Source organism: Pollutimonas bauzanensis, from assembly GCF_040393045.1.
GTDB lineage: Bacteria > Pseudomonadota > Gammaproteobacteria > Burkholderiales > Burkholderiaceae_B > Pollutimonas > Pollutimonas bauzanensis_A.
Window position 1 is genome coordinate 1 of the sequence record NZ_JBEBUX010000069.1, and the last position, 21027, is coordinate 21027.

The window sequence follows — 21027 nt, forward strand, 5'->3', positions numbered from 1 at the left end:
ATTTATTACTTTTAATCGCCACTTTGATACCCTATCTTTTTCTTGCCATCGTAGCGGTCGTGGCGAACCTTTCGACCTCGAGGGCTAGGCCGCGCTTGCCTGGATTTATCGCTGCGCTGGTAATGGGCGGATTTGTTGCCTTGGCGCTTTATTTGCTCGCACTCCAGATGCATCCCGCCGTTGCGCTTGCGGTAACGATTATTGTGTTGATGACTTTTATTCCGGCTGTTGCCGCCTTGCTTGCGTATCGCAACGTTAAAGAAAAGCAGGGGCGATGAGCACGCGATCAGCGAAGTCTTCTTCCATGCAACCAACGGCCTCTTCAAACTGGATGCTGTTGCATCACGGGTTGGTAGGCGCGGTGTTGGGTTTCTCCTTGGCGATTTTATTAAGCGGCTTGCTGGTTTATTATCCGACCGCAGGCGATACCGATCCCGCTAAAGACCAGATCGTCATGTGGGCGGTTTGCCCGATCTGGATAGCGCTTATTTGCCTGTCCTTTCTCGCACCGACCAAAAAAATCCTTTGGCAATGGCTCGTTCTGGCCAATCTTGTTGCTGCTATCGGCATTTATCTGGTTGTGTATGCAGGACGGGCCGCATCATGAACGCTGGTGTTGTTCGCAAGTACCTGGTTGTTCATACCTGGACCGGAATCCTTTCCAGCATCCTCTTGTTTGTGGCGTTCTATGCCGGCGCCTTGTCCATGTTCGAGCCGGAAATATCGCAGTGGGTCAATGTTACGGCGCAGTCGCCTTCGGGGAAGCCGGACATTGATGCATTGGCGCAAGCTTTCTTCGAGGATGCGGCAAAGCCGCCCAAGGCTGCAGAGATGACGCTGCCGACGCCCTTCGACTCGGCAGTGATTCGATTTAAAAACGCACAAGGCAATCAGATCGCCTATTTGGACGAAGCGGGGAAGCTTGCACAAGAGCCGGATATGGGATTTTCCACTGGCGACTTCGTCGACTATGTTCATAGAAAGGGCGGTTTGCCCCTGAGCCTGGAAATGGCGGAACCCATTATCGGTATTGTCGCGCTCTTGTATGGCATTGCGTTGGTGTCGGGCGTGATCGTGCTGTTGCCATCCCTGGTCAAGGATTTGTTCTATGTGCGTATCTCCCGTAACTTGAAACGCATGTGGCTGGATCTGCACAACGTAGTCGGGATCACCAGCTTGCCGTTCCATGTTGTGATGGCGATTTCCGCGGCCGTATTTTGTTTGCATGATTATGTGTATGACGCGCAAAGTGCGGCTATTTACCCGCAGGGTATTGACGGTGTACTGGCGGAGGTGAGGGCGGAAATGCCGCAAGCCTTGCCGTCGACGCAGAAAGACTGGCTGCCGCCGACGCAACTGATTGCGCGGGCCCAGGCGCATGCCCCGGGTTTCATGCCTACCTTTATGCGCTACCGCGATGTGGCTGATGGGGCTGCGACTGTGCAGCTTGCCGGCACTGACGATGCGTACTTTGCACGTAGTTCTCGTGTTGGCTACCTGACCCTGGAGCCGGCTACGGGTCGTATTCTGGATGCCACTTATATGCTAGGCCCGGAATCAACGTGGGGCAGCGTGCTTGCCAGCTTTTTCTCGCTGCATTTTGGCAGTTATGGCGGGGTGCCCGTGCGAATTCTGTACGCGCTGCTAGGCGTTATGGGCGCATTCTTGTTTTATAGCGGCAATTTGCTGTGGATAGCATCGCGCTTGAAAAAAAGCGGTCAAGCCACTGCGCCATTCAGCGAGCAACCGCGCAATGTGCGCTGGCTGGGCGCCTTGACGATCGGAGCATGTCTGGGTTGTGTTGCCGGCTTGTCGGCTGCGCTGGTCGCTGTGCGATGGCTGGCGTCATCGGGTATCGCGCCTGAATCCATTGCGTATGGCGCTTATTACGCCGTTTTTTTTGCTTGTCTTGTGTTCGCCTTTGTACGTGGTGCTTCGCGTGTCTCTGCGCCGCTGTTAGCCTTTGCCGGACTGTGCACACTGAGCATTCCCTTGACCAGCCTGTTGGCGTTGTTCTCGTCGCTGGCGCCGACTACAGGGCAATACCTGAGCGCGATGATATTCATCGATGGGTTCTCGCTCGTAGGCGCAATGCTGATGTTTTATCTTGCGTGGCGTACGCGAAGCCGGCCAGGGCGAACAAATAGCGGTATCTTCGCAAGCCTTTTTCACCGCAGCATATAGCGTTGCCAATGGGGTAGCCCAGGAACGCAAAACCGGTGTGTCTGCGCCCCTTCCCCCTTGAGTAATGCGGGAGAAAGGAGCGCGAATACTGCAGTGCTTACATCTTGACGTTCAGGCGTGTCAGACGGTCAGCGGTTTCGTCATCTTTGCCACGGGACTTGTTCAGAACAAATGCATGCCCTTTGCCATCCACCGTGATGTGGTTGGGGTACGTGCCTGCTTCCAGGTTGGCAATGATTTTTCCATCTTCGTTCAGCACGGCTACAGTGCCTGCTCCGCGGATCGCGACATAGGCGTACTTCGAGACGGGGTCGTAAGTGATGTTCAAGGGGCCTGCGCCTACCGCAACGTCATGCAAGACTTTACCGCTGGCCAAGTCGACGATAAGAACGTTATCAGTGCCTTGGGCCGCTACGAACAAGCGTTTGCCGCTGCTGTCTACTGCCACGCCCGAGGACGCTTTTGCACGAGGCAACGCAATCATCTTTTCGACTTTTTCAGTGTCCAGGTCAATGATCGCTGCTTCATTGGTTGACAGGCTGACTGTGTATAGCTTGCCGGCTTTGCTGTCCAGGGCCACGCTCATGGGACTGAACTCTTCTTTGGACTCTGATGGCAATTCAATTTTGCCGGCCTCGGTCAGTTTGCTGGTGTCGAAGATAACAATGTGATCGTTGCCGGGAGTGGATACATAGGCTTTGCTGCGTTTCGCATCGATAACGACATCACGTGCGTGGGGAGCCGCTTTAGGGGAAAATTGTTTGACCAGCTTCAGGTCGGACTGCTTATAGACCGCAACGGTACCGGCGCGGGTGTTGGTAACCCATACATTGTCATGCGCATCATCGGTAGCGACGCCGTAGACAGCCATTAGCTGTCCCTTGTCGTTGTCTTTGTCGACAGCGGGGGTTACCTTTGCTTCGATGTCCAGCGTTGTGGGATTCACTTTAAGCAGCTGGGATTCTTTTACTGGCGGCCTGCCGACTGCAGCCGTCACGAACAGGCGATCGGTTTTTTCACTGTAGGCGCTTTGGTAGACGCCGGGGACCATCTTCTTGGCGGTGGCTGTGAATTTTTCTTGGCCAGACAAGGCGATTACGGGCGAGATCTTGAAGTTGAAGATGCTGGCCGCTGATGGCTTGGCAACTTGCACGACAACTGGGTGTATGCCTGGAACCGCATCGGCGGGAATGCTGATTTCGCCTTTGAACACGCCTTTTTCATCGGCGACCAGGGGGCCGTTCGGATTGAGTATGGTGCCATTGCTGGACAGCGTAACTTCCTGCCCAGGTTTGAACGAACGACCTGAAATGACGGCCTTGCCGGCGGGCAGGGCGGGCGCGCCGAAGCTGGAGAGCTGACCGTTGAAGTCAGGGTCGGGCTGATCGAATACGGGCGCGCCGTAAGCCGCTGAAATAGACAGCGCGAGCGATGCGATGCCCAATCCTGTTTGGAGCATAAGCTTGTGGCTGGCATGACGAACGGCAGAGCGTGTGACGGACATTGGGTTTTCCTTGAACTATCAATATGGAAAAGAAAGTAATTACAGCGACATAGCGATGCAACAGGATGGGGCGGCAGTATTCATAGGGAAGACGTTCAATGCGGTTGTCGCAAAAGTGGGAAGTATCATTATTTTTTTCCGGCTTTCATGGTGAGTTGCGCTGTGCGCAAATGAGTTGATGCGGTCGCAAATGCCGCGGCCATCAAGACGCAGGCCGTGCCGCCCAACAGCAAGGCGGTTGGGGGCGAAAGAAAACGGGCGGTAATGCCGATTTGCAGGTTGCCCAATGCGGGGCCGATGGAACCTTGCATCATCCATAGGCTGGATACACGTCCCAACAGTCCATCCGGCGTATGGTGTTGCACCAGCGCCATCCTGAGGATCTTGGATACGGTGTCGGCGGCGCCCATGATGGACAGGCTTATCAAGGCCCACCATAGCGTGTTGCCCAGTGCCAGCATGGCAATGGCGACACCCCACAGCATGATGGCAATCGCTACGATCAAGCCGGGGCGCGCTACTGTGCGTGTCCAGCCACTGGTCAGAGCCGTAATCATTGCGCCAATAGCAGGGGCGGCATACAGCATCCCTGTAGCTTCAGGGCCTCGGCCCAGAATCTGATCGCTCCATTGGGGCAACAGCGCTATCGGGGTTGCCAACACCATGGCAGCCAAATCTATGATCAGCAGCGTACGCAGCAAAGGGTGCTTGCGCAAAAAGGCGACGCCTTCGACAAAGGACTGCACCTTGCTGTCGTGCTTGGGTGCGCCCTGCGGTGGAAGCGAAGGCAGTTGATGCAACAGGAATGGGGTGATCAACACGCCAACCAGCACGATGGCGTAACAGAAGACCAGCCCGGGCCCGGCGATCAGCACACCGGCAAGCGCGGGGCCGATGATGCCCCCGATTTGCATGGACAGCCCTGACAAGGCAGCGGCGGCGGCCAGCCGATCGCGGCCAACCAGGGCTGGCGTTACCGCCATCATGGCAGGCACACTGATCCCGCCGGCCGCACCACCTATGGCTGCAGCCAGGTAGATGGGCCAAACATGGGCGGTTGGCAACAACGCATTGACCAGGAATATCACGACGCTGAGTACATAGACGCTGCGCGACCATAGCATCAGCTGGCGCCGATCCATGCGGTCAGACAATACGCCGCCAATGATCAGCGCGATAACCATCGGAACTGCCATAAAGGCATTCAGGAAGGCGACGGCAATGCTTGAGCCAGTGAGCTCGTAGATTTGTATGCTGGCGGCAACCAGCAGCATGCCTGTCACCAGCACGCTAGTCGTGCGCGCTGCATAGGCATAGCGGAAAGGCTTGCTGTCGCGCAGCGGAGAAACATCCAGTAGAAAGCGATTTATTGACATGGGTATCGGTCTACCGTTGCTGATCAGTATTGTTGTTGCCTGCATCGGCAGCAGCCATATGCGCATCCAGGACAGGGGCGATGGCAGTAATGGCATCGGCGCCTGTCAAGTGGGCATGCAGGGAAGGGATGTCGTGCACATCCAGTGAGGTGACGTAAGGATTCCAATGCGTCGGGAACAAGTCCTCGTCTTTATGATCCAGGGCCGCGCGGAAATACAGCACCTGGCCTCGATAGAGGTCGTGCTGATGTTGCCGAACCAGCCGGTTGTTGCTCGCGACCACATCAAATACGCCTTCCAGCATCCCGTCGTTCAGTTCGCCCAATGGATGGGCGCTGCGCCGCAGAAAACCGATAACGCCTGCGCGCGTCATGGGGACATCCTGCAAGGTATCGGGGTCATGCCCCGCAATATGCAGCAGGGCCTTGTAGACAGCATCGGGCGGGGGCGGCGGCTGGTTCTTCCAGCTGTCGCTGGGGTAGGCGTCCAGCATCGCCAGCACGCCGACTTGATGCCCGCGACGTTGTAGCTCTGTGGCCATGGCATGGGCGATGATGCCGCCCACAGACCAGCCCGACAGGTGGTACGGGCCTTGGGGCTGTAAAGCCAGGATCGTGTCTACATAGCCGGCTGCCATCACGCCCAGGTCTGCGGGCTCAGTGCGATGCTGCGCGCCCAGGGCAGGGGCTTGCAAGCCGTATACGGTACGCTGACCTTTCAATGCGCGGGCCAGGGCGCCGTAGCACCAGCTCAGGCCGCCGGCCGGGTGTATGCAAAACAGAGCCGGCTTTGCGGCAATGCCCGTGCGCAAGGTGATGGTTGGGCCGAAACCTTCGGCTGGGCCGGCTATGGTTTCCGTTGCGTCCAGGTCGTCAAGATAGGCAGCCAACCGCGCCACAGTGGGATGCTCGAACAGCGCGCCCAGCGTGAAGTCGTGGCCGCGGTCATTGCGTACCTGCAGCGCTAAACGGGCCGCCAGCAACGAGTGGCCGCCCAGGTCAAAGAAGTCGTCATTGGCGCTGAGCGCTGGCCGCTCCAGGATGTTGGTGAACAGGCCTGCGACATAGATCTCGTTATCGCTGAGTGGGGGGCGTCCGGCTTTGCTTTGGAAGCGGGGCGCGGGGAGCGCCTTGCGGTTCAGTTTGCCATTGACGGTCACGGGAAGCGCGTCCAGCCATACCAGGGCTGCGGGCAGCATGTAATCGGGCAGGCGCGTCGCCGCGTGGCTCAGTACGTCGGCGTCAATGCCGGCGCCGGGTAATGTCCCGACCAGATAAGCCACGATCTGCAGGTTGCCTGGGCTATCTTCGCGTGCGATGACCGCAACATGGCGCACGCCATCCGCGCCGGCCAGTACGGCTTCGATCTCACCGAGTTCAATGCGCTGGCCGCGCAGCTTGATCTGATGGTCCGACCGCCCCAGAAAGACCAGTGCGCCATCCTCGCGCCATTGAGCAATGTCGCCGGTAACGTACATGGTATCGCCATGCACCTGGAATGGATCGGCGATGAAGCGTTCGCTCGTCAGATCCGGGCGTCCCAGGTAGCCGTCCGCCAACTGGCGTCCTGCAATATACAAATGCCCGGCAACGCCAGGGGGGAGGGGACGCAGGCGTTCATCGAGCACATACATGGCCGTATTCCACACAGGAAATCCGATGGGCACGGGTTCTGATGTGTCGGCGGGCCCAGCGGGCCAATAGGTGACATCCACCGCGGCTTCCGTCGGGCCGTACAAATTATGGAGTTCGGCATTGATGTGCCGATGAAAGCGGTTGCGCAACGCGGCGGGCAGCTCTTCGCCGCTGCAAAAGACGCGCCGAAGATTCAAGGTTCCGGCGTCGGGTTCGTCCAGGAACGCGGCCAGCATGGAAGGAACGAAATGCAGAGTAGTGATGCTTTGCTCGCGAATGACTCGCACTAGCCACGCCGGATCTTTGTGGGCATCCGGCGGAGCGACCGCAAGGGTAGCGCCACTGATCAAAGGCAGGAAGAATTCCCAGACCGAAACATCGAAGGTAGCAGGGGTTTTCTGCAAAATCCGCTCATCGGTGCCTATGCGATATTCGTTTTGCATCCACAACAGGCGATTGACGATCGCGTCATGGCTTACCACCACGCCCTTGGGATCGCCCGTCGAGCCCGAGGTGTAGATGATGTAGGCCGCGTCGTCTGGCTGGCCAACGGTTGCCTGGAGGCCGTCCGATGATGCGCCGGAAGCGTCTTCATCCAGCAGTAGCCTGGCGCAATCGACGGGCAATACGTCGCGTGTGGCATCGACGGCCAGCACCAGGCGAGGCGTTGCCGAAGCAATGATATGGCGTATGCGTTCGGGCGGCTGTTCATAGTCCAGCGGCAGGTAGGCGGCGCCAACCCGGATAATGGCGGTCAACGCGAGGACCAGTTCAATAGACCTTGGCACCGCCAGCGCGACAATATCGTTGTGCTGCACACCGCCAGCCTGCAAACGCTGGGCGATAGCGCGGGAACGCGTATCCAGTTCAGCGTAAGTCAGTGTCTGGCCGGCAAAATGTATGGCGCTGTTGTCTGGATATTGCCGTATGCTGGTTTCAATCAGCGACCATAAATGCGTCTTGGGTACAGAGTGAGCCGTATCGTTCACGGCATTGACCCACTGCAGTTCTTCGGCCGGGGTCAACGTGGGTACTGTTGCAAGGCTTGCCGCGCCAAGCGCTGTGCTGATGAAGCGCTCCAGCCTTAACAGGTGGGCTTGCACATCCTGTATGTTGTAGTGCTTGGGGTTGGCTTCTATTTCCATACGCATATTCTGCGCATCCGGAAGGGCGCGGAACGTGAACGTCAGGTCTTCTACGGGGCCGGCGCACAATACCGTTTGGCTCGCAGTCAGGCCGGGTAGCTTGTAGGGTGTGTCAAAGGGCAATACGTTAATGATGGGTCCATGTAGCCGCCGGTTTCCGCCCAGCAGACCCAGGTCGCGGCGTAATTGCTCGCTGCGATAGCGCCCATGGCGGCGTGTTTTTTGTAGCGTGCGCTGAACCTGCTTCAGGTAGTCGCCCATGGCAAGGTCTTCATTCACGGCCACATGCAGCGGCGCTACGTTCATGACAGTGGCGACGGCACGAGCGCTGACGCTGCCCAGCCTGCCCATGAAGGGTACGCCGACGGTCGTTTCGGGCTGGCGGATATGGCGGCTGATGTAGGCCGTGCAAAGTGCTGTAAGAATGTCTGGCCAGGAAACCCCGAAGTCGGTTTGTGCGGCGATCAAGTCAGTGATCAGTTCGGAGCCCGCCGAATGTTTGGCGTACAAAAAGTTGCGGCTGGTCATCGGCACGCCATCAGTCAGGCTTAGCGCGGGCTGGCGCTGGTTGGCGGCTTCCAGCCAGAAAGCGCGGTCGGTATCGCGCTTTGATGATGCTCGGTATTGGGCGTCTTCCGTCAAGACGCTGTTAAACGACGTCAGCGGCTCGCCTTGGCGAGCCTGGCCGCTGATATAGGCGGCATATAACTGGGTGACGCGGGCTTCGATCAGCGCCATGCCATAGCCGTCGGCGGCAAGATGGTGAATGCGCTGATACCACAGAAAATGATCCGGACCGATAATAAAAAGCACATGCCGGGCCAGGGGACTAGCGGTCGGATCAACGGCAACAGCCAGGTCTTCACGCATCAGGCGGTGCGCCAGGTTGTCGTTGCCGTCGACCTGGCTCAGATCGCTGATTTCCAGAACAATCTGTTGCGACGGGTCCATATATTGGCGCGGACCTTCTGGAAGGTCGATAAACCGTAATGTCAGAGCGTCTGCTTCGACCAGTGCGGCGTTGACAGCGCGTTCAAAATTGTCCACATCCAGCGGGCCGCGAATTTCCGTGCAGTGCCCCGTGTTGTAGATGGGGTTGGCCGTATCCAGGCGTTGCGCGTACCACAAGCCTTCTTGTGCCTCTGTGAGCGGCAAAAGCTGCGCAGGCGCGCCATCCGCCAACAGGGTAGGCACAGGCTCAGACGAAAAAACGGACATGAATCAGCGCCTCTTTTCGGTGTCGGCGCTATTTTCCAGAATCCGTTCTGCCAATGTCCACCAATGATTCAGCGTGGCGGTGGACGCCAGCTCTGAGAATTCAAGATAGACGCCAGCCTCGTTCCAGCGGGACGATAGCGTCATCATTCGCATCGAATCCAGCCCGAGTTCGATCAGGTTGTCATCATTGCCGATGTCGGCGGCATCTTCGTGCAGGATAGTGGCGATGTCCTGGCGCATACGGTCCAGGGTGAAGGAGGGTAAAGCAGTATTTTTCATTATGTTCAAGCGTTCTTTTCGTTGGTGAGTTGCTGGCGTAATAGTGCGCGTAGTTCACGGCGGCTGACTTTACCGGCTGCCGTAGCGGCGAACTGATCAACAAATACGATCTGGTCAGGTACTTTAAATTCGGCCAGTCCACGCGAACGTATCCATTGCTTCAGTACGATCGCCTTGGGTTTTTCACCTTTGGGAATAACAAAGGCGCAGCTGCGCTCGCCCAGATATTCATCAGGCAGGGACACCACGGCAGCATCAAATACCTGTGGATGGGCCAATAAATGGTCTTCTATTTCTTCCGCGGATATTTTTTCGCCGGCCCGATTAATGTGATCTGTACTGCGTCCTTGTACTTCCAGGTAGCCGTCGGCGGTACGCCGGACGATGTCGCCGGTACGGTAGAACCCGTCATCGGTAAACGAAGAGGCGTTAGCCGACGGATTGTTGTGGTACGCCCGTATCGTATAAGGGCCGCGCGTCAGCAAATGGCCTGGTTGGCCTTCGGCCACGGGCTCGCCGCTGTCGTCGACGATGCGTATTTCGTCGTCGGGGCTGATAGGGCGACCCTGGGTATTAATGATGACATCATCGGTATCGTCCAGTCGGGTGTAGTTGACCAGGCCTTCAGCCATGCCAAATACCTGCTGCAACGTGGCCCCCAATACCGGCCGCACACGCTTGGCGACTTCTGAGATCAGCTTGGCGCCACCGACTTGTATTACGCTCAGGCTGGAAAGATCATGGCTTTGGCGGCCCGCCGCCTCCAGCCATAGCAGCAACAACGGCGGCACCAGACTGGTCGTGGTGACTTTTTCGCGTTCTATCAGGGCGAAGGCGGCTTCCGGGCTGGGCGAGGTGCTGAGCACGATGCGCGCTCCTGCATAAATCGCGCCCAAGACGCCAGGGGAGCTCATGGGGAAATTATGCGCTATGGGCAGTACGCCCAAAAACACGCTGTCCTCATTCAACCCGCAAATGCTGACGCTTTCCCGCAAGGTATAAATATAATCATCGTGGGTGCGGGGTATCAGCTTGGACAAGCCTGTGCTGCCGCCCGAAATTTGCAGAAAGGCGACATCGGATGGCTGAGAGGCTGACGCGGGCGGGGTTTGTCCGGCGCCGCGTTGCTCGACTTCAGCCAATGACGTGAATTCTTCCGCTTCGCCGACGATGACGACGGTTTGCACAGAATCGGATTGGGATTGCAATTGACGGGCCAGGTCGCGATAGTCGCATCCCGCATGCTGATCCACGGTGATGTAGCCGCAGGCCTCGGCGGTGTTGGCAAAGTGCGCGAGTTCTACGATACGATGCGCCGGCAACACGTAAACGGGCAGCATGCCCGCCCGGAACAGCCCAAAAATAACACTTAGAAATTCGGGGATGTTTGGCAAATGAACCAGAACAGGCGCGCCCGGCTGTAAACCTGACGCCAGCAGGCCCGCCGCAATGGCGTCGGCATGGGCGTCAAGCTGGGCATAGGTCCAACGCTGTTCGCCTGCAACGATCGCTATACGGTCAGGATGATGCAGAGCGCGCTCACGCAAAAGGGCGCCAAAGGTTTCACCTTGCCAGTGGCCCGCGTCGCGATAGCGCCTTTGAAATTCAGGAGGCCAGCTTTGTTCAATAGGATGTATTCTAATCATGATAATGAGAATTATTCCATAAATAAGCGACCTTGTCCGGCAACTGTTCTCATATCAGCTCCGCTGGAGCGAATTTATTCAGTTGCACAGGCAAGCTTGTCGGCGCTGCGCTGAGCGCAGCGTAATAACCTTTTCCCACGGTCAGGCGCGCAACATGAAGGCCTTCCAGGCTCGGATTGGGCTGCAGCAAGCGTATAGGCTGCAGGTCAATCGAAGGCGCCGGGACGATGAATTGTTGTGTCTTTTCCGACCATCCGCGCCCGGAGGCCTTGATGACCGCTTCTTTGGCGGTCCAGTGTTCAAAGAATGAATGGCTGTCGACGATACGCAGCGCTTCTTCGGCAGCGAAACAATGCCCGGCCAGTCTTGTGTAATCCAGGGGGCGGGTAAATTCTATGTCGATGCCGACGGGTTGGGTGGCGATGGCTATCAGGACCATATTGCCGCTATGGCTCAGGTTGAAATGCAGGGGGGTGTTGCCGCCTTGCGCAAGCATTGGCTTGCCCCAACGGCCCTTGGTGAATTGCAGGTCGTGGTGTGGCAAGTTTAATTGCTTAGCCAATAACAGGCGCAGCGCCGCGTGTGCCACGATGTAATTCTTGCGGTCTTGATGTTGATGGAACCTGTCTGCCCGGTTCATTTCGGGTACAGATAAACAGGCGGCAAGCTTAGCCAGCAGGGCAGCGTCGATATCCGTGTGAATCAGGCTGGTCTGAATCATGGTGGTCAGATGCCAAGGTGTTGCTGATGCAGAGCCGAATCGTCGAGAAGGGCCTGCGGACTACCGTCAAAAACGATATGTCCCGCCGAAAGCACTATCGCCCGAGATGCCACTTTCAAGGCCATGGACACATTTTGCTCGGCCAGTACCAGGGTGATGCCTTCTGAGGCCAGAAAACGAAGCTTCCCCACCAACATGTCGTCTATCGTTAGCGGTGCCAGCCCTTCGCTGGGCTCATCAAGCACAATGATGTCGGGCTGCGTCAACAATGCGCGGGCCAACGCCAGCATTTGCCGTTCTCCACCGCTTAATGCGGCGCAGGAGGAATGACGGCGTTCGAACAGGCGTGGAAATTCGTTATAGATGCGTTCCAGCGACCATAGCGCTTTATCGCGCGATGTTTTGGCAAGCGTTGCGAGACGCAGGCTTTCGTGGACCGCCAGCGTTTGGAATACGCCTCGCCCTTGAGGGACTAATGCCATTCCCAAACGGGCTATGCGGTAGGTTGGCCAATGACTTATTGTCTGGCCTTTGATCTCGATGGTGCCGCTAAGGGTAGGACCCATATTGAACAGCGCATGTAGCAGCGTGGTCTTGCCAGCGCCATTGCGGCCGAGAATGGCCAGCGTCTCGCCAGGCATGACGGTCATGTTGATGTCATGCAAGATGCGAAGGCCGCCATAATTCGCGCTTGCCTCTCGCAGCTGTATCACCGGCTTTTCGGAGGTGGCGTTTAGGTGAGATGTGTTCGTCATGGCGTATGCGCCAGTTCGCCTAGGTAGGCCATGCGGGCGCCTTCGTCAGCACGTACGATATCGGGACGATCAATGATTAACAGGCGGCCCAGATTCAGCACGGCGATGCGCTCGGACTCGCGAAAGATAATGTCGATATCATGAGCAATCAGAATAATCGCGGTCTGGGCATGTTGCTGATGCAGCAGTTGGAAAAGAGCCTCGGATTCCTGTGCGGACAGCCCGGCGCTGGGTTCATCCAGCAGCAATAGACGAGGCTTTTGGGCCAAAGCCAGAAGTATGTCCAGAATGCGTTGTTCGCCGTATGAAAGGGTGCTGGCTGGCTTATTGCTATGTGCGGCCAAGGTGGTGTTCTGCAGCAGGCGCTGCGCCTCAAGATCGGCTTGCTGTTGGACGGCCTTGCCGCCTCGCCAGCGATAGCCTTCTTTGCGGCGCGCCAGGATGGCCATCGACAAATTACCCAGTACCGTCAATTCAGGAAATACCAGACTCTTCTGAAAGGTGCGCACCATGCCACGCCTTGCCCTGGCGGCGGGTGAAAGGCGGTTGATGGATTGGCCATCAAAAGTGACGGTACCCGAGGAGGCTTCCAGAATGCCGCTGACAATATTGAACAGCGTGGTTTTTCCCGCACCATTGGGGCCTATCAGGCCTAGTGTCTCGCCGCTGTACACGTCGAAGGAAACATCCTCCAGAACTTGCAGGCCGTCAAAGCGTTTGCTGATGTGGCTCAGGCTGAGAATAGGAGTGGTAGCGGTGCTCATGGCCGGCGTCCAGGTCTGAAAGTGTAGGCAATCCCCTTGGGCATGAGCAGTATGGTCAGCACAAAGATCAGGCCTATGATCAACTGCCAGCGGTCCGTGTAAGAGCTCAGGTAGGTTTGTATAAACAGATACACGGCAGCGCCGATGAAGCCGCCCGACAGTGTGCTGATGCCGCCTATTACGCCCATGATGATCAGCGTTGCCGACATGCTCCAGTGCACGATTTCCGGGCTTAGATATTGATTTACAAAAGGGTATAGGCCGCCGGCGGCCCCTGCGGCGGTGCCCGCTACCAGGAAAGCCGCGATACGGATGCGGGATAGCTGATAGCCCAGGGCGGCCATGCGTATGGGCTGGTCGCGGGTGCCGATAAGCGCTTGGCCAATGGGCGCCTTATTGAACGAGTGCAGGGCCAGCCAGGACAGGCCGGCCACCGCTATCGACAGCAGATACAAAGCCAATGGTTCACTTAGCTGCAATCCCAGCCAGGTCAGTTTGGGAAAGCTGCGCAAGCCATCGGCGCCGCCGGTAACGTCCCGCCAGCGAAAAACGAGTTCCCAGAATAGTTGCCCGAATACCAGGCTAAGAGTCAGGAAAAACAGCCCGGAAGTGCGCAGGCTGATCAATGCGGTCAGTACGCCCAGAATCGCGCCGGTCGCCATACCCGCTAACAAGACCACTGGTAGGCCGGCGCCCCAATGCTGGGCGACAACCGCTGCGCTGTAGGCCGCGGTGCCGAATAACGCGCCGTGCCCTAACGAAACCAGGCCGCCTTGTCCGATCAGCAAATTCAGGCTCATGACGGCTGTGCCGATGAGCAATACTTCAGTGGCGAATCGTAGGGCGAACCTGTCGCCGTATAGTGCCAGCAAGGCAAGGACAGCGATGGTCGCGAGGCTATACGCCAAACGCAGCTTGCCATATGGCTGCCGACTGGGCGTCATGGGCAGGGGGGCGTTTGCCACGGCATTTACGGTTTTGTTCATACTTTACGAGACGGACGTGCAATAAGCCCATTAGGCCGCAGCAATAACAGTGTCGCCATAATGCCTAGCGAGGCAAAGCTGGCAAAGGCCGGGAACCACACTCGGGCGAAAGTGGTGACAAAGCCTAATATCAATGCGCTCAGTACGAGTCCTTTGAAATTATCGAGCCCTCCCGCCACCACGATTAGTAGCGCCAGCAGCAGTACTTCTTCGTCCAGCCCTGGGTAGACCGATAGCATCCCGGCGCCCAGCGCGCCGCCCAGGCCGCTAAGGCCGGCAGCCAGCGCCATGCCTATGGTGAAAATGCGGCGCGAATTCAAGCCCAGTGTTTCCACAATTTCGCGGTCAATAACACACGCCCGCAAGGCGGCGCCCCACAAGGTGCGATCCAGCAGCAGCCAAAGTGCAGCGGCCAGCACGACGCCGGCGATGATAATGAACAGGCGGTACGTGGGAAAGGGAAGGCCCATGATCCATACGCCGCCGCGCAGCATTTCGGGCAGCAATGGCGAGAGCGTATCGGAGCTAAACCCCCACCGCATCAAATCGGCAAAGATGACCGAGACCCCATAGGTCAAGAGCACCTGCATCAGATGGGGCCGGGCGTAGAAACGACCAAAGGGGAAACGATCCAGTATCAAGCCTACAAGCGCCGTGAGCAAGAAGGCGCAGGGAAAGGCGAGCCACCAGACAGCGCCGGCGCTAAGCCATTGCGTGGCAATGTAGCCGCCCAGCAAAAAAAACGATCCATGCGCCAGGTTCACGAAGTTCATCAGGCTAAGAACCAGCGACAGGCCTAGCCCGGTCAGCAGCAGCAATACCGAAAACGATAACGCATTAAGCGTTTGCAACAAGTAATAAGACATAAAGCGAGTCGCGGATCAAGCCGCTGGGCCGGGGTCGCGTATGCCTTTATAGGTGTGTATGACGGTGTTGATGGGCTTGCCCTGATCGTCGGCACGCACTTCGTTGACGTAAATGTCCAGAATCGCCTGGTTATTCCGATGGTCGAACTGCATGGGACCAAAAGCAGTGCTTACAGGCTCCTCCAGCAAGCGGGACTTTAGCTTTTCTTTGTTGTCGATATCGCCATTGACGGCATCGATGCCGGCTTTGATGACCTGGCCTGTTGCGTAGCCTGAGGTGCTGGCTTCGCCTGGCAAGCGACCGCGCTCGGCCTGGTAAGCTGCGGCGAACGATGCCGCGGCGGGAGCGGCGGGCGACTGGTGGAAAGTGTTAATGCCGCCGATGCCGGCTGAGCCGGCGGTAAGCAGCACGTCTTCCTGGTCGAACAGTGCCCCAGGGCCTATCAGTTGAACCTTGTCTTGAAGCTGGTAGTCGCGCATTTGCTGAAGAAAGCGTACGGCATCCGCTCCGGGCAAAAAGGCGTAAACGAATTTTGGCGCGGCCGCGGCAAGATTCATGATCAGGGGTGCGAAATCGGACGTGCCCAACGGCGTCCAGATTTCCTGGCCAGGCACACCACCCAGTTCCTGGAAGGTGGCATTGAAATCACCTACATATTCACGGCCGGCGGCATAATCGGAAGCCAGGGTGATGCCGCCCGAGGTGGCGATGTTCCCATGGGTCCATAAGGCGCCGGTATGGCCCAGCATCCAGCTGGTTTTGGTCGCCCGAAATATATAAGGGCTGGCGGCTTCGCGGGCTAGCGCATTCGCGGCCGCGTTCGAGATAAAGGTCAGCAGTTTGGCGTCTGACACGGTATCGCGTATTGCCAGCGCAACGGCAGCGCTGATTACGCCGCACAAGACATCGATCTTGTCGCGGGAAATAAGCTTGTGTACTTTGCGCAAGGCTTCAGCGGGTTTGCCCTGGTCATCTTCGACGAGCAACGTAACCGGCCGCCCACCCATTTGGTAATTGATTTCTTTCAGAAACAACTCCAGGCCAGCCCGCATGCTTTCCCCTAAAGAGGCGAAGGGGCCTGACAAGGAGGTCAGCAACGCAATTTTTATCGGCGCGTCAGCGGCGCGGGCAAGGCGCGGTATACCCATAGCCAGTGGCGTCATGGCCCCTGCAATCAGCAGGCGCCGACGCGTTGTGGCAGGGACGAAGACGGGGGATTGGCTGTGGGTCATGGATACGCTTGGGAACCTAATGAAAGATAATGATAATCAGTCGTATTCTAAGGTTTTTTATTCGATCTGGCGAATCGCAAGCGTATGGAAGCTTAGGTCTGGCAGGGGGGCACGCCGTCGCTGGCGAAAGAGATGGCCCTGCTTGCCGACATGGGGAGCATGTCGGCATGATTCAGTCTGGGCAGTATTTCCAATGTGGTCGACAGCCCCGAGACGCCGTTCAGACGTTCCACCAGCGTTTGCGCCATGGGAAGCGTAGGTATGCCATGGGCGCGCATAGGATCAGCAGGGTCTTCGCCCGCAGGCAGAGGGTGCCAGGCTTCCCCTTCGCCCACCATCAATAGCAATTGGGTTTCGTCGTGGTGTTCGCTGCCAAGTAATGTGTCGGCGGCTTTGATCAGGTATTGGTCGCGCCACCATAGCGAAGGGCTGGCTGCTACGTAGCGTTTAAACAGATCGTGCCGGTGATACAAGGCGTGCAATACAAATAGCCCGCCATAGGAATGGCCATACAAGGTGCGCTGGGCCGGATCCAGCCGTACTGTCGCATCCAGGGCCGGCATCAGGATCGTTTCCAGAAAATCCAAAAAGATATCGGCGCCTCCCGAGCGCCATTGGGGCATGCGGGGATCGTGGTCGGGCTTGCCCCCCGGCAGAGCGGGCGTGTAGTCATAGGCGCGGGCGACCCGGCTGGCGGCCGGATCCGGTCCGTAGCCGACGGCGACCAATGCCACAGGCCAGTCGGGATGCTGGGGTGTGGCTGCCAATGCATTCATAGACCAGTCGCCATCCAGCATGAACACGGCCGGGTAGCCTTGCGGCGGCGCGGGCCTGGCCGGAACCGTGATTTGTATCCGGTACTTATGCTGGCTTAGCGGAGATGAAAGCCACAATGTCGTCATTTGGCATCGAGATCAATCATGTAGGTGCCCTGCATGGGGACGGCCAGGAAGTTTTCGTTGATGTAGTCAAGGGTGGCTTTTGGGGAAATACCCTTGAATCGTTCGGGGTGTATCCAGCTCGCCAGGGCTTCGATAAAGACCACATGCAGCGGCGAGTCGTTGAAGGCATGCCAGATCCCATGGGCGTTTCCCTCTTGGGCCGCGGCCAGGGCATTGAGCTTGTTGCCGTCGATGATGCGCTTGAGGCTGGCGCGGGCTTCTTCATCTGTGCTGCCGGCGCCTATGACAAGCCCGCTGCTGGCGCGTCGTCCACCGCCTGTTCCCGTAGCCACATACACTTTTGGGTTCTGGGTGTTGATGTATTCAAAGCTTAAGCGGCCGGTGGCGCTTTTCAGTACGCCGCTGCCGATATTGTGGCCGCCAGCGTAGGTAATCATCTCGTTAAAGGTACCTGTGCCTGGTGAATTGCAGCAATCGGTGGTGCCTGCATGGGCATGTACGAACACGGGTAGCCGTTGCGCTTCGGGCAAGTCGCGCAGCCGGTCTGCGACTTGATCCATGTGCTGCTGATAGAAGGCAACAAAGTCCGCGGTTTGTTGGTCGCGCCCCAGTGCATTGCCCAATGCTGTCAGGCTGGGCACGGTGTTGGTCATGGGGTGAACGAAAAAGTCGATCACAATGACAGGGACGCCTGCATCTTCAAAGCGCTTGATGAGCTGCGATTCCTGGGCGCTTTCGTTCGAGGTGATGCCCGCGAACGTCAGGGTCAAGACCACCAAGTCCGGGCGTAGCGCCAGTGTTTTTTCGACCGAAAAGGTGTCTACGGTGTGCCGTCCAACTACAGGCACCTTTGCAAGCGCCGGAAATTTTTCCACGTAGTTGGCGTAATCGTTGGAAAACGATGTCCTGAATTCATCGGACCATCCTGCCAATATCCCCACCGGGTCGGGATGCAGCAAAGCCAGGATGGGAAAATTACGGGCTTGGGCCAACACGACTCGCTCGGCGGGTTTAGGCAACGTCACGCTGCGGCCGGTGACATCGGTGACCGTGATAGGGGCCGCAACGCACGCGCTGGTAAAGATCAGGCACTGAAATAGCGCGACGGCAACACGGCGGAAATAGCTCATTTCGGATTTCGCTTTGATATTAATGTATGGGGTCGCACAGGCCGTCTATCATGACTTGCAAAGTACCGCGCGAACACGGTTCAATCCGGCCAGTTACCCCATAGCCGTCGCTTAGGGAGGTGGGGGTGATGACATCTGCAGTCGTGCCCTGCGCAAGCAGCCGGCCTTTAGCCAGCATCAGGGCGTAATCGCAGTGTTGCAAAGCAATGCGCAAATCGTGCAGGACGATTAGCGTGACCAGGCCGTGTTGCTGGGTTTCCTGGCGTAGTAGATCCATGACATGGAACTGATAGTTCAGGTCCAGGGCCGACAAAGGTTCATCCAGCAATAGTAGTCGCGGCCTGCGTATCAAGGCTTGGGCCAGCCCTACCAGTTGCTTTTGCCCGCCCGACAACTGGTCCAGATACATCATGGCCAGGTGTTCTATGCCCAGGCGTTTCAGCAATGAAAGAATGTCTTCCACTTCTATGGGACCGCTTTCGGGCGCCAGCGCGGAGGCCTTCGCGGCAACCAGGACGGACTCAAACACGCGCAAATGGACTGATGCTGGCAGCGCTTGCGGCAAATAAACGATTTTCTGGGCGCGCGTTTCCAGTGACGTCTTGGTCATGTCCTTGCCATCCAGCGAGATGCGCCCACTGTTGGCGCGCATCAGGCCGGCCAATGCCTTGAGCAAGGTGGATTTGCCGCTGCCATTGGGGCCTATCAGTGCCGTGAGTGTTCCGGCCGCCAGCCCTTCGATGGACAGGTCGCTGATAATGGTGCGCTTGCCATAGGCAAGGCTGAGTTGATCCACTTCAAGCATAAAAATTTACTTCATCTGGCGCCGCAGCACCACGGTTAGGAAGAAAGGAACGCCGACCAGCGAAGTAACAATACCGACTGGCACGATCACGCCAGGCACGATGTTCTTAGACGCGATCGATGCCAATGACAAGATGGCGCCGCCTACCAAGGCGCTGCCTGGCAGGTAGAAGCGGTGGTCTTCGCTGAACAGCCGGCGGGCAATATGGGGGGCAATCAGCCCTACGAAGGCGATGGTGCCCACGAACGACACTGCTAGCGCGGACAGCAGGCTGATGCGTATCAGCGATGTAAGACGCAAACGCTGTACGTTAATACCGAAGCTCGTGGCGCGATTTTCGCCCAGACGCATGGCGGTCAGCTTCCAGGAGTCGCGCAGTGCCAGGGGCAATATCAGCGCAAAGGCGACGAGCAGTACTGCTACCTTGGGCCACGAGGCGCGCGACAAACTTCCTATGGTCCAGAAAACCAGCCCTTGCAAGGCCTCGGCGCTGGCTATGAACTGCATCAGCGAGACCAGGGCGTTGAACGAAAACACCAGCGCGATGCCAAACAGCACCAGGCCCGTGGCGCTTAAACCACCCCAGCGTGCCGCAGCGTCCAGCAAGAGCGCTGAAATCAAGGCAAAGATAAAAGCATTGCTGGATATCATCCACGAAGCGGGTACGCCGGGTAGCGACAGGTCCAGAACGATGGCCAGCGACGCGCCAAACGCGGCCGCCGACGATATGCCCAATGTGAATGGACTGGCCAACGGGTTGTTCAATATGGTTTGCATTTCAGCGCCGGCCAGCCCCAAGGCCAAGCCTACGGCCATCGCCATTAACGCATAGGGCAGACGAATATCCCAGACAATAACCCGTGTGGTCGCATCCGCTTCAGAGGGAGACCACAACGCGTGCATAATATCGGCTAGCGGCAGCCCCGATGGGCCCAGCATGAAATCGGCAAGAATCGACAGGCAGATAACCAGCGCAAGCAATGCTACTAGCAAATAGCGTCGCTTCAGGGTCTGCTGATAGACGCCAATAATGGGGTTGGAAAGCAAGGTTGAGGACATGGATGGCAAATGAGAACTATTACGTAACTGGCAGTATAGTTGATGGATCTGGCTCATGGTTGCCCGTAAGCATCCACAACATGGCTTCGATCAAAGGCCACGCTTATCAGATTCTTGTTCGTTGCCCGGCCGGGACCGCGCCTGAAGGCGGGTGGCCGGTTGCTTATGTACTGGATCACAGCCTTTTTAATGCGCTGGACCCCACCGCGGGGCCGCGCGGTATATTGGTGGGCGTAGGTTACTGTGAGCAGGACCAGCGTGCGCGTGACTACACCCCGCTGATGGGTTCATATGGCGCTCCGTCATCGGCCCAACCTGAAGACACAGGCGGCGCTGATGATTTCCTGGTTTTTTTATTGCAGAAGCTAAAACCTTGGGTGCAGACACAATATCCCATTGATGCCGGCCGGCAGAGCCTGATCGGTCATTCGCTGGGCGCCTTGTTTGGACTGCATACTTTTTTTCAACACCCGGCGGCTTTTCAAACCTACCTGCTATCCAGCCCGTCCGTCTGGTGGGCAGATCATTTTTTGCTCAAAGCGGCGCAGCAGGCTGTCGCGACGTCTTCGCCGAATCCGTCAGTCGTACCTGCGCGCATCGCGATTACTGTGGGCGAGTACGAGCAGTCGCTGAGTCCCGCCGAATTGTTACGCGACTCTGAATATCAGAAGCAACAATTAGATAGGCGAACTTTCCGGCGTATGGTCGATGGAACGCGTGAGCTTGCCCAAATGCTGGAGGCTGCTGATACAGCGGCCGTCAGCTTCCAGATTCTGAAAGGCCAGACTCACGCTATGGCGGGTCCCAGGGCAGTGGTAGA

Annotated in this window: 19 protein-coding genes; 4 read left to right on the forward strand and 15 right to left on the reverse strand. The window is 57.6% G+C overall.

The window, feature by feature from the left end; all coding sequences use genetic code 11:
- The 3 genes from ABWO67_RS11910 to ABWO67_RS11920 form a co-directional block, all read left to right on the forward strand.
- Positions 1 to 278 (forward strand): hypothetical protein (locus tag ABWO67_RS11910; protein ID WP_353151931.1); only part of this gene is annotated, 278 nt, incomplete at its 5' end.
- Positions 275 to 607: a hypothetical protein gene (locus ABWO67_RS11915; protein ID WP_353151932.1), complete on the forward strand. Its 333-nt coding sequence runs from the start codon at positions 275 to 277 to the stop codon at positions 605 to 607. The genes ABWO67_RS11910 and ABWO67_RS11915, both read left to right, overlap by 4 nt.
- Positions 604 to 2184: a PepSY-associated TM helix domain-containing protein gene (locus ABWO67_RS11920; RefSeq protein WP_353151933.1), complete on the forward strand. Its 1581-nt coding sequence runs from the start codon at positions 604 to 606 to the stop codon at positions 2182 to 2184. Before ABWO67_RS11915 ends, ABWO67_RS11920 begins: the two co-directional genes overlap by 4 nt.
- 97 nt (positions 2185 to 2281) lie before the next feature.
- Here ABWO67_RS11920 and ABWO67_RS11925 read toward each other — a convergent pair whose 3' ends face one another.
- From ABWO67_RS11925 to ABWO67_RS11995, 15 genes are all read right to left on the reverse strand, one after another.
- Entirely contained in the window at positions 2282 to 3688 is a 1407-nt protein-coding gene (locus ABWO67_RS11925) for a YncE family protein (RefSeq protein ID WP_353151934.1), read from the reverse strand.
- Between the two features lie 128 nt (positions 3689 to 3816).
- Entirely contained in the window at positions 3817 to 5064 is a 1248-nt protein-coding gene (entS, locus tag ABWO67_RS11930) for an enterobactin transporter EntS (protein ID WP_353151935.1), read from the reverse strand.
- Positions 5065 to 5074: 10 nt separating this feature from the next.
- The gene (locus tag ABWO67_RS11935; protein WP_353151936.1) at positions 5075 to 9061 is read right to left on the reverse strand and encodes a non-ribosomal peptide synthetase; all 3987 of its coding nucleotides are present in this window, start codon (positions 9059 to 9061) and stop codon (positions 5075 to 5077) included.
- Positions 9062 to 9064: 3 nt separating this feature from the next.
- On the reverse strand, positions 9065 to 9340 hold the full coding sequence (locus ABWO67_RS11940) for a phosphopantetheine-binding protein (RefSeq protein WP_353151937.1): 276 nt from the start codon (positions 9338 to 9340) through the stop codon (positions 9065 to 9067).
- Between the two features lie 5 nt (positions 9341 to 9345).
- Positions 9346 to 10986 (reverse strand): (2,3-dihydroxybenzoyl)adenylate synthase, encoded by a 1641-nt coding sequence (locus tag ABWO67_RS11945; protein ID WP_353151938.1) that lies wholly within the window; start codon positions 10984 to 10986, stop codon positions 9346 to 9348.
- Between the two features lie 49 nt (positions 10987 to 11035).
- Positions 11036 to 11707, reverse strand: coding sequence for a 4'-phosphopantetheinyl transferase family protein (locus ABWO67_RS11950; protein ID WP_353151939.1), 672 nt, complete (start codon positions 11705 to 11707; stop codon positions 11036 to 11038).
- A gap of 5 nt (positions 11708 to 11712) precedes the next feature.
- Complete coding sequence (locus ABWO67_RS11955) at positions 11713 to 12462, reverse strand: ABC transporter ATP-binding protein (RefSeq protein ID WP_353151940.1); 750 nt, start codon at positions 12460 to 12462, stop codon at positions 11713 to 11715.
- Positions 12459 to 13226 (reverse strand): ABC transporter ATP-binding protein, encoded by a 768-nt coding sequence (locus ABWO67_RS11960; RefSeq protein WP_353151941.1) that lies wholly within the window; start codon positions 13224 to 13226, stop codon positions 12459 to 12461. Before ABWO67_RS11960 ends, ABWO67_RS11955 begins: the two co-directional genes overlap by 4 nt.
- Positions 13223 to 14212: a branched-chain amino acid ABC transporter permease gene (locus ABWO67_RS11965; protein WP_353151942.1), complete on the reverse strand. Its 990-nt coding sequence runs from the start codon at positions 14210 to 14212 to the stop codon at positions 13223 to 13225. Before ABWO67_RS11965 ends, ABWO67_RS11960 begins: the two co-directional genes overlap by 4 nt.
- On the reverse strand, positions 14209 to 15078 hold the full coding sequence (locus tag ABWO67_RS11970; RefSeq protein ID WP_353151943.1) for a branched-chain amino acid ABC transporter permease: 870 nt from the start codon (positions 15076 to 15078) through the stop codon (positions 14209 to 14211). The genes ABWO67_RS11965 and ABWO67_RS11970 overlap by 4 nt, the downstream gene beginning before the upstream one ends.
- A gap of 15 nt (positions 15079 to 15093) precedes the next feature.
- The gene (locus ABWO67_RS11975) at positions 15094 to 16311 is read right to left on the reverse strand and encodes an ABC transporter substrate-binding protein (RefSeq protein WP_353151944.1); all 1218 of its coding nucleotides are present in this window, start codon (positions 16309 to 16311) and stop codon (positions 15094 to 15096) included.
- A 92-nt stretch (positions 16312 to 16403) separates the two neighbouring features.
- Positions 16404 to 17213, reverse strand: a complete 810-nt coding sequence (locus tag ABWO67_RS11980; protein WP_353151945.1) for an alpha/beta hydrolase — start codon at positions 17211 to 17213, stop codon at positions 16404 to 16406.
- A complete protein-coding gene (locus ABWO67_RS11985) occupies positions 17210 to 18343 on the reverse strand; it encodes an ABC transporter substrate-binding protein (protein WP_353151946.1) in 1134 nt (377 codons plus the stop codon). Before ABWO67_RS11985 ends, ABWO67_RS11980 begins: the two co-directional genes overlap by 4 nt.
- Positions 18344 to 18362: 19 nt before the next feature.
- Positions 18363 to 19148, reverse strand: coding sequence for an ABC transporter ATP-binding protein (locus ABWO67_RS11990; RefSeq protein WP_353151947.1), 786 nt, complete (start codon positions 19146 to 19148; stop codon positions 18363 to 18365).
- 6 nt (positions 19149 to 19154) lie between these two features.
- Positions 19155 to 20207: a FecCD family ABC transporter permease gene (locus ABWO67_RS11995; protein WP_353151948.1), complete on the reverse strand. Its 1053-nt coding sequence runs from the start codon at positions 20205 to 20207 to the stop codon at positions 19155 to 19157.
- An 80-nt stretch (positions 20208 to 20287) separates the two neighbouring features.
- Between ABWO67_RS11995 and ABWO67_RS12000 the strand changes: the two genes are divergently transcribed.
- Positions 20288 to 21027 (forward strand): alpha/beta hydrolase (locus tag ABWO67_RS12000; RefSeq protein WP_353151949.1); only part of this gene is annotated, 740 nt, incomplete at its 3' end.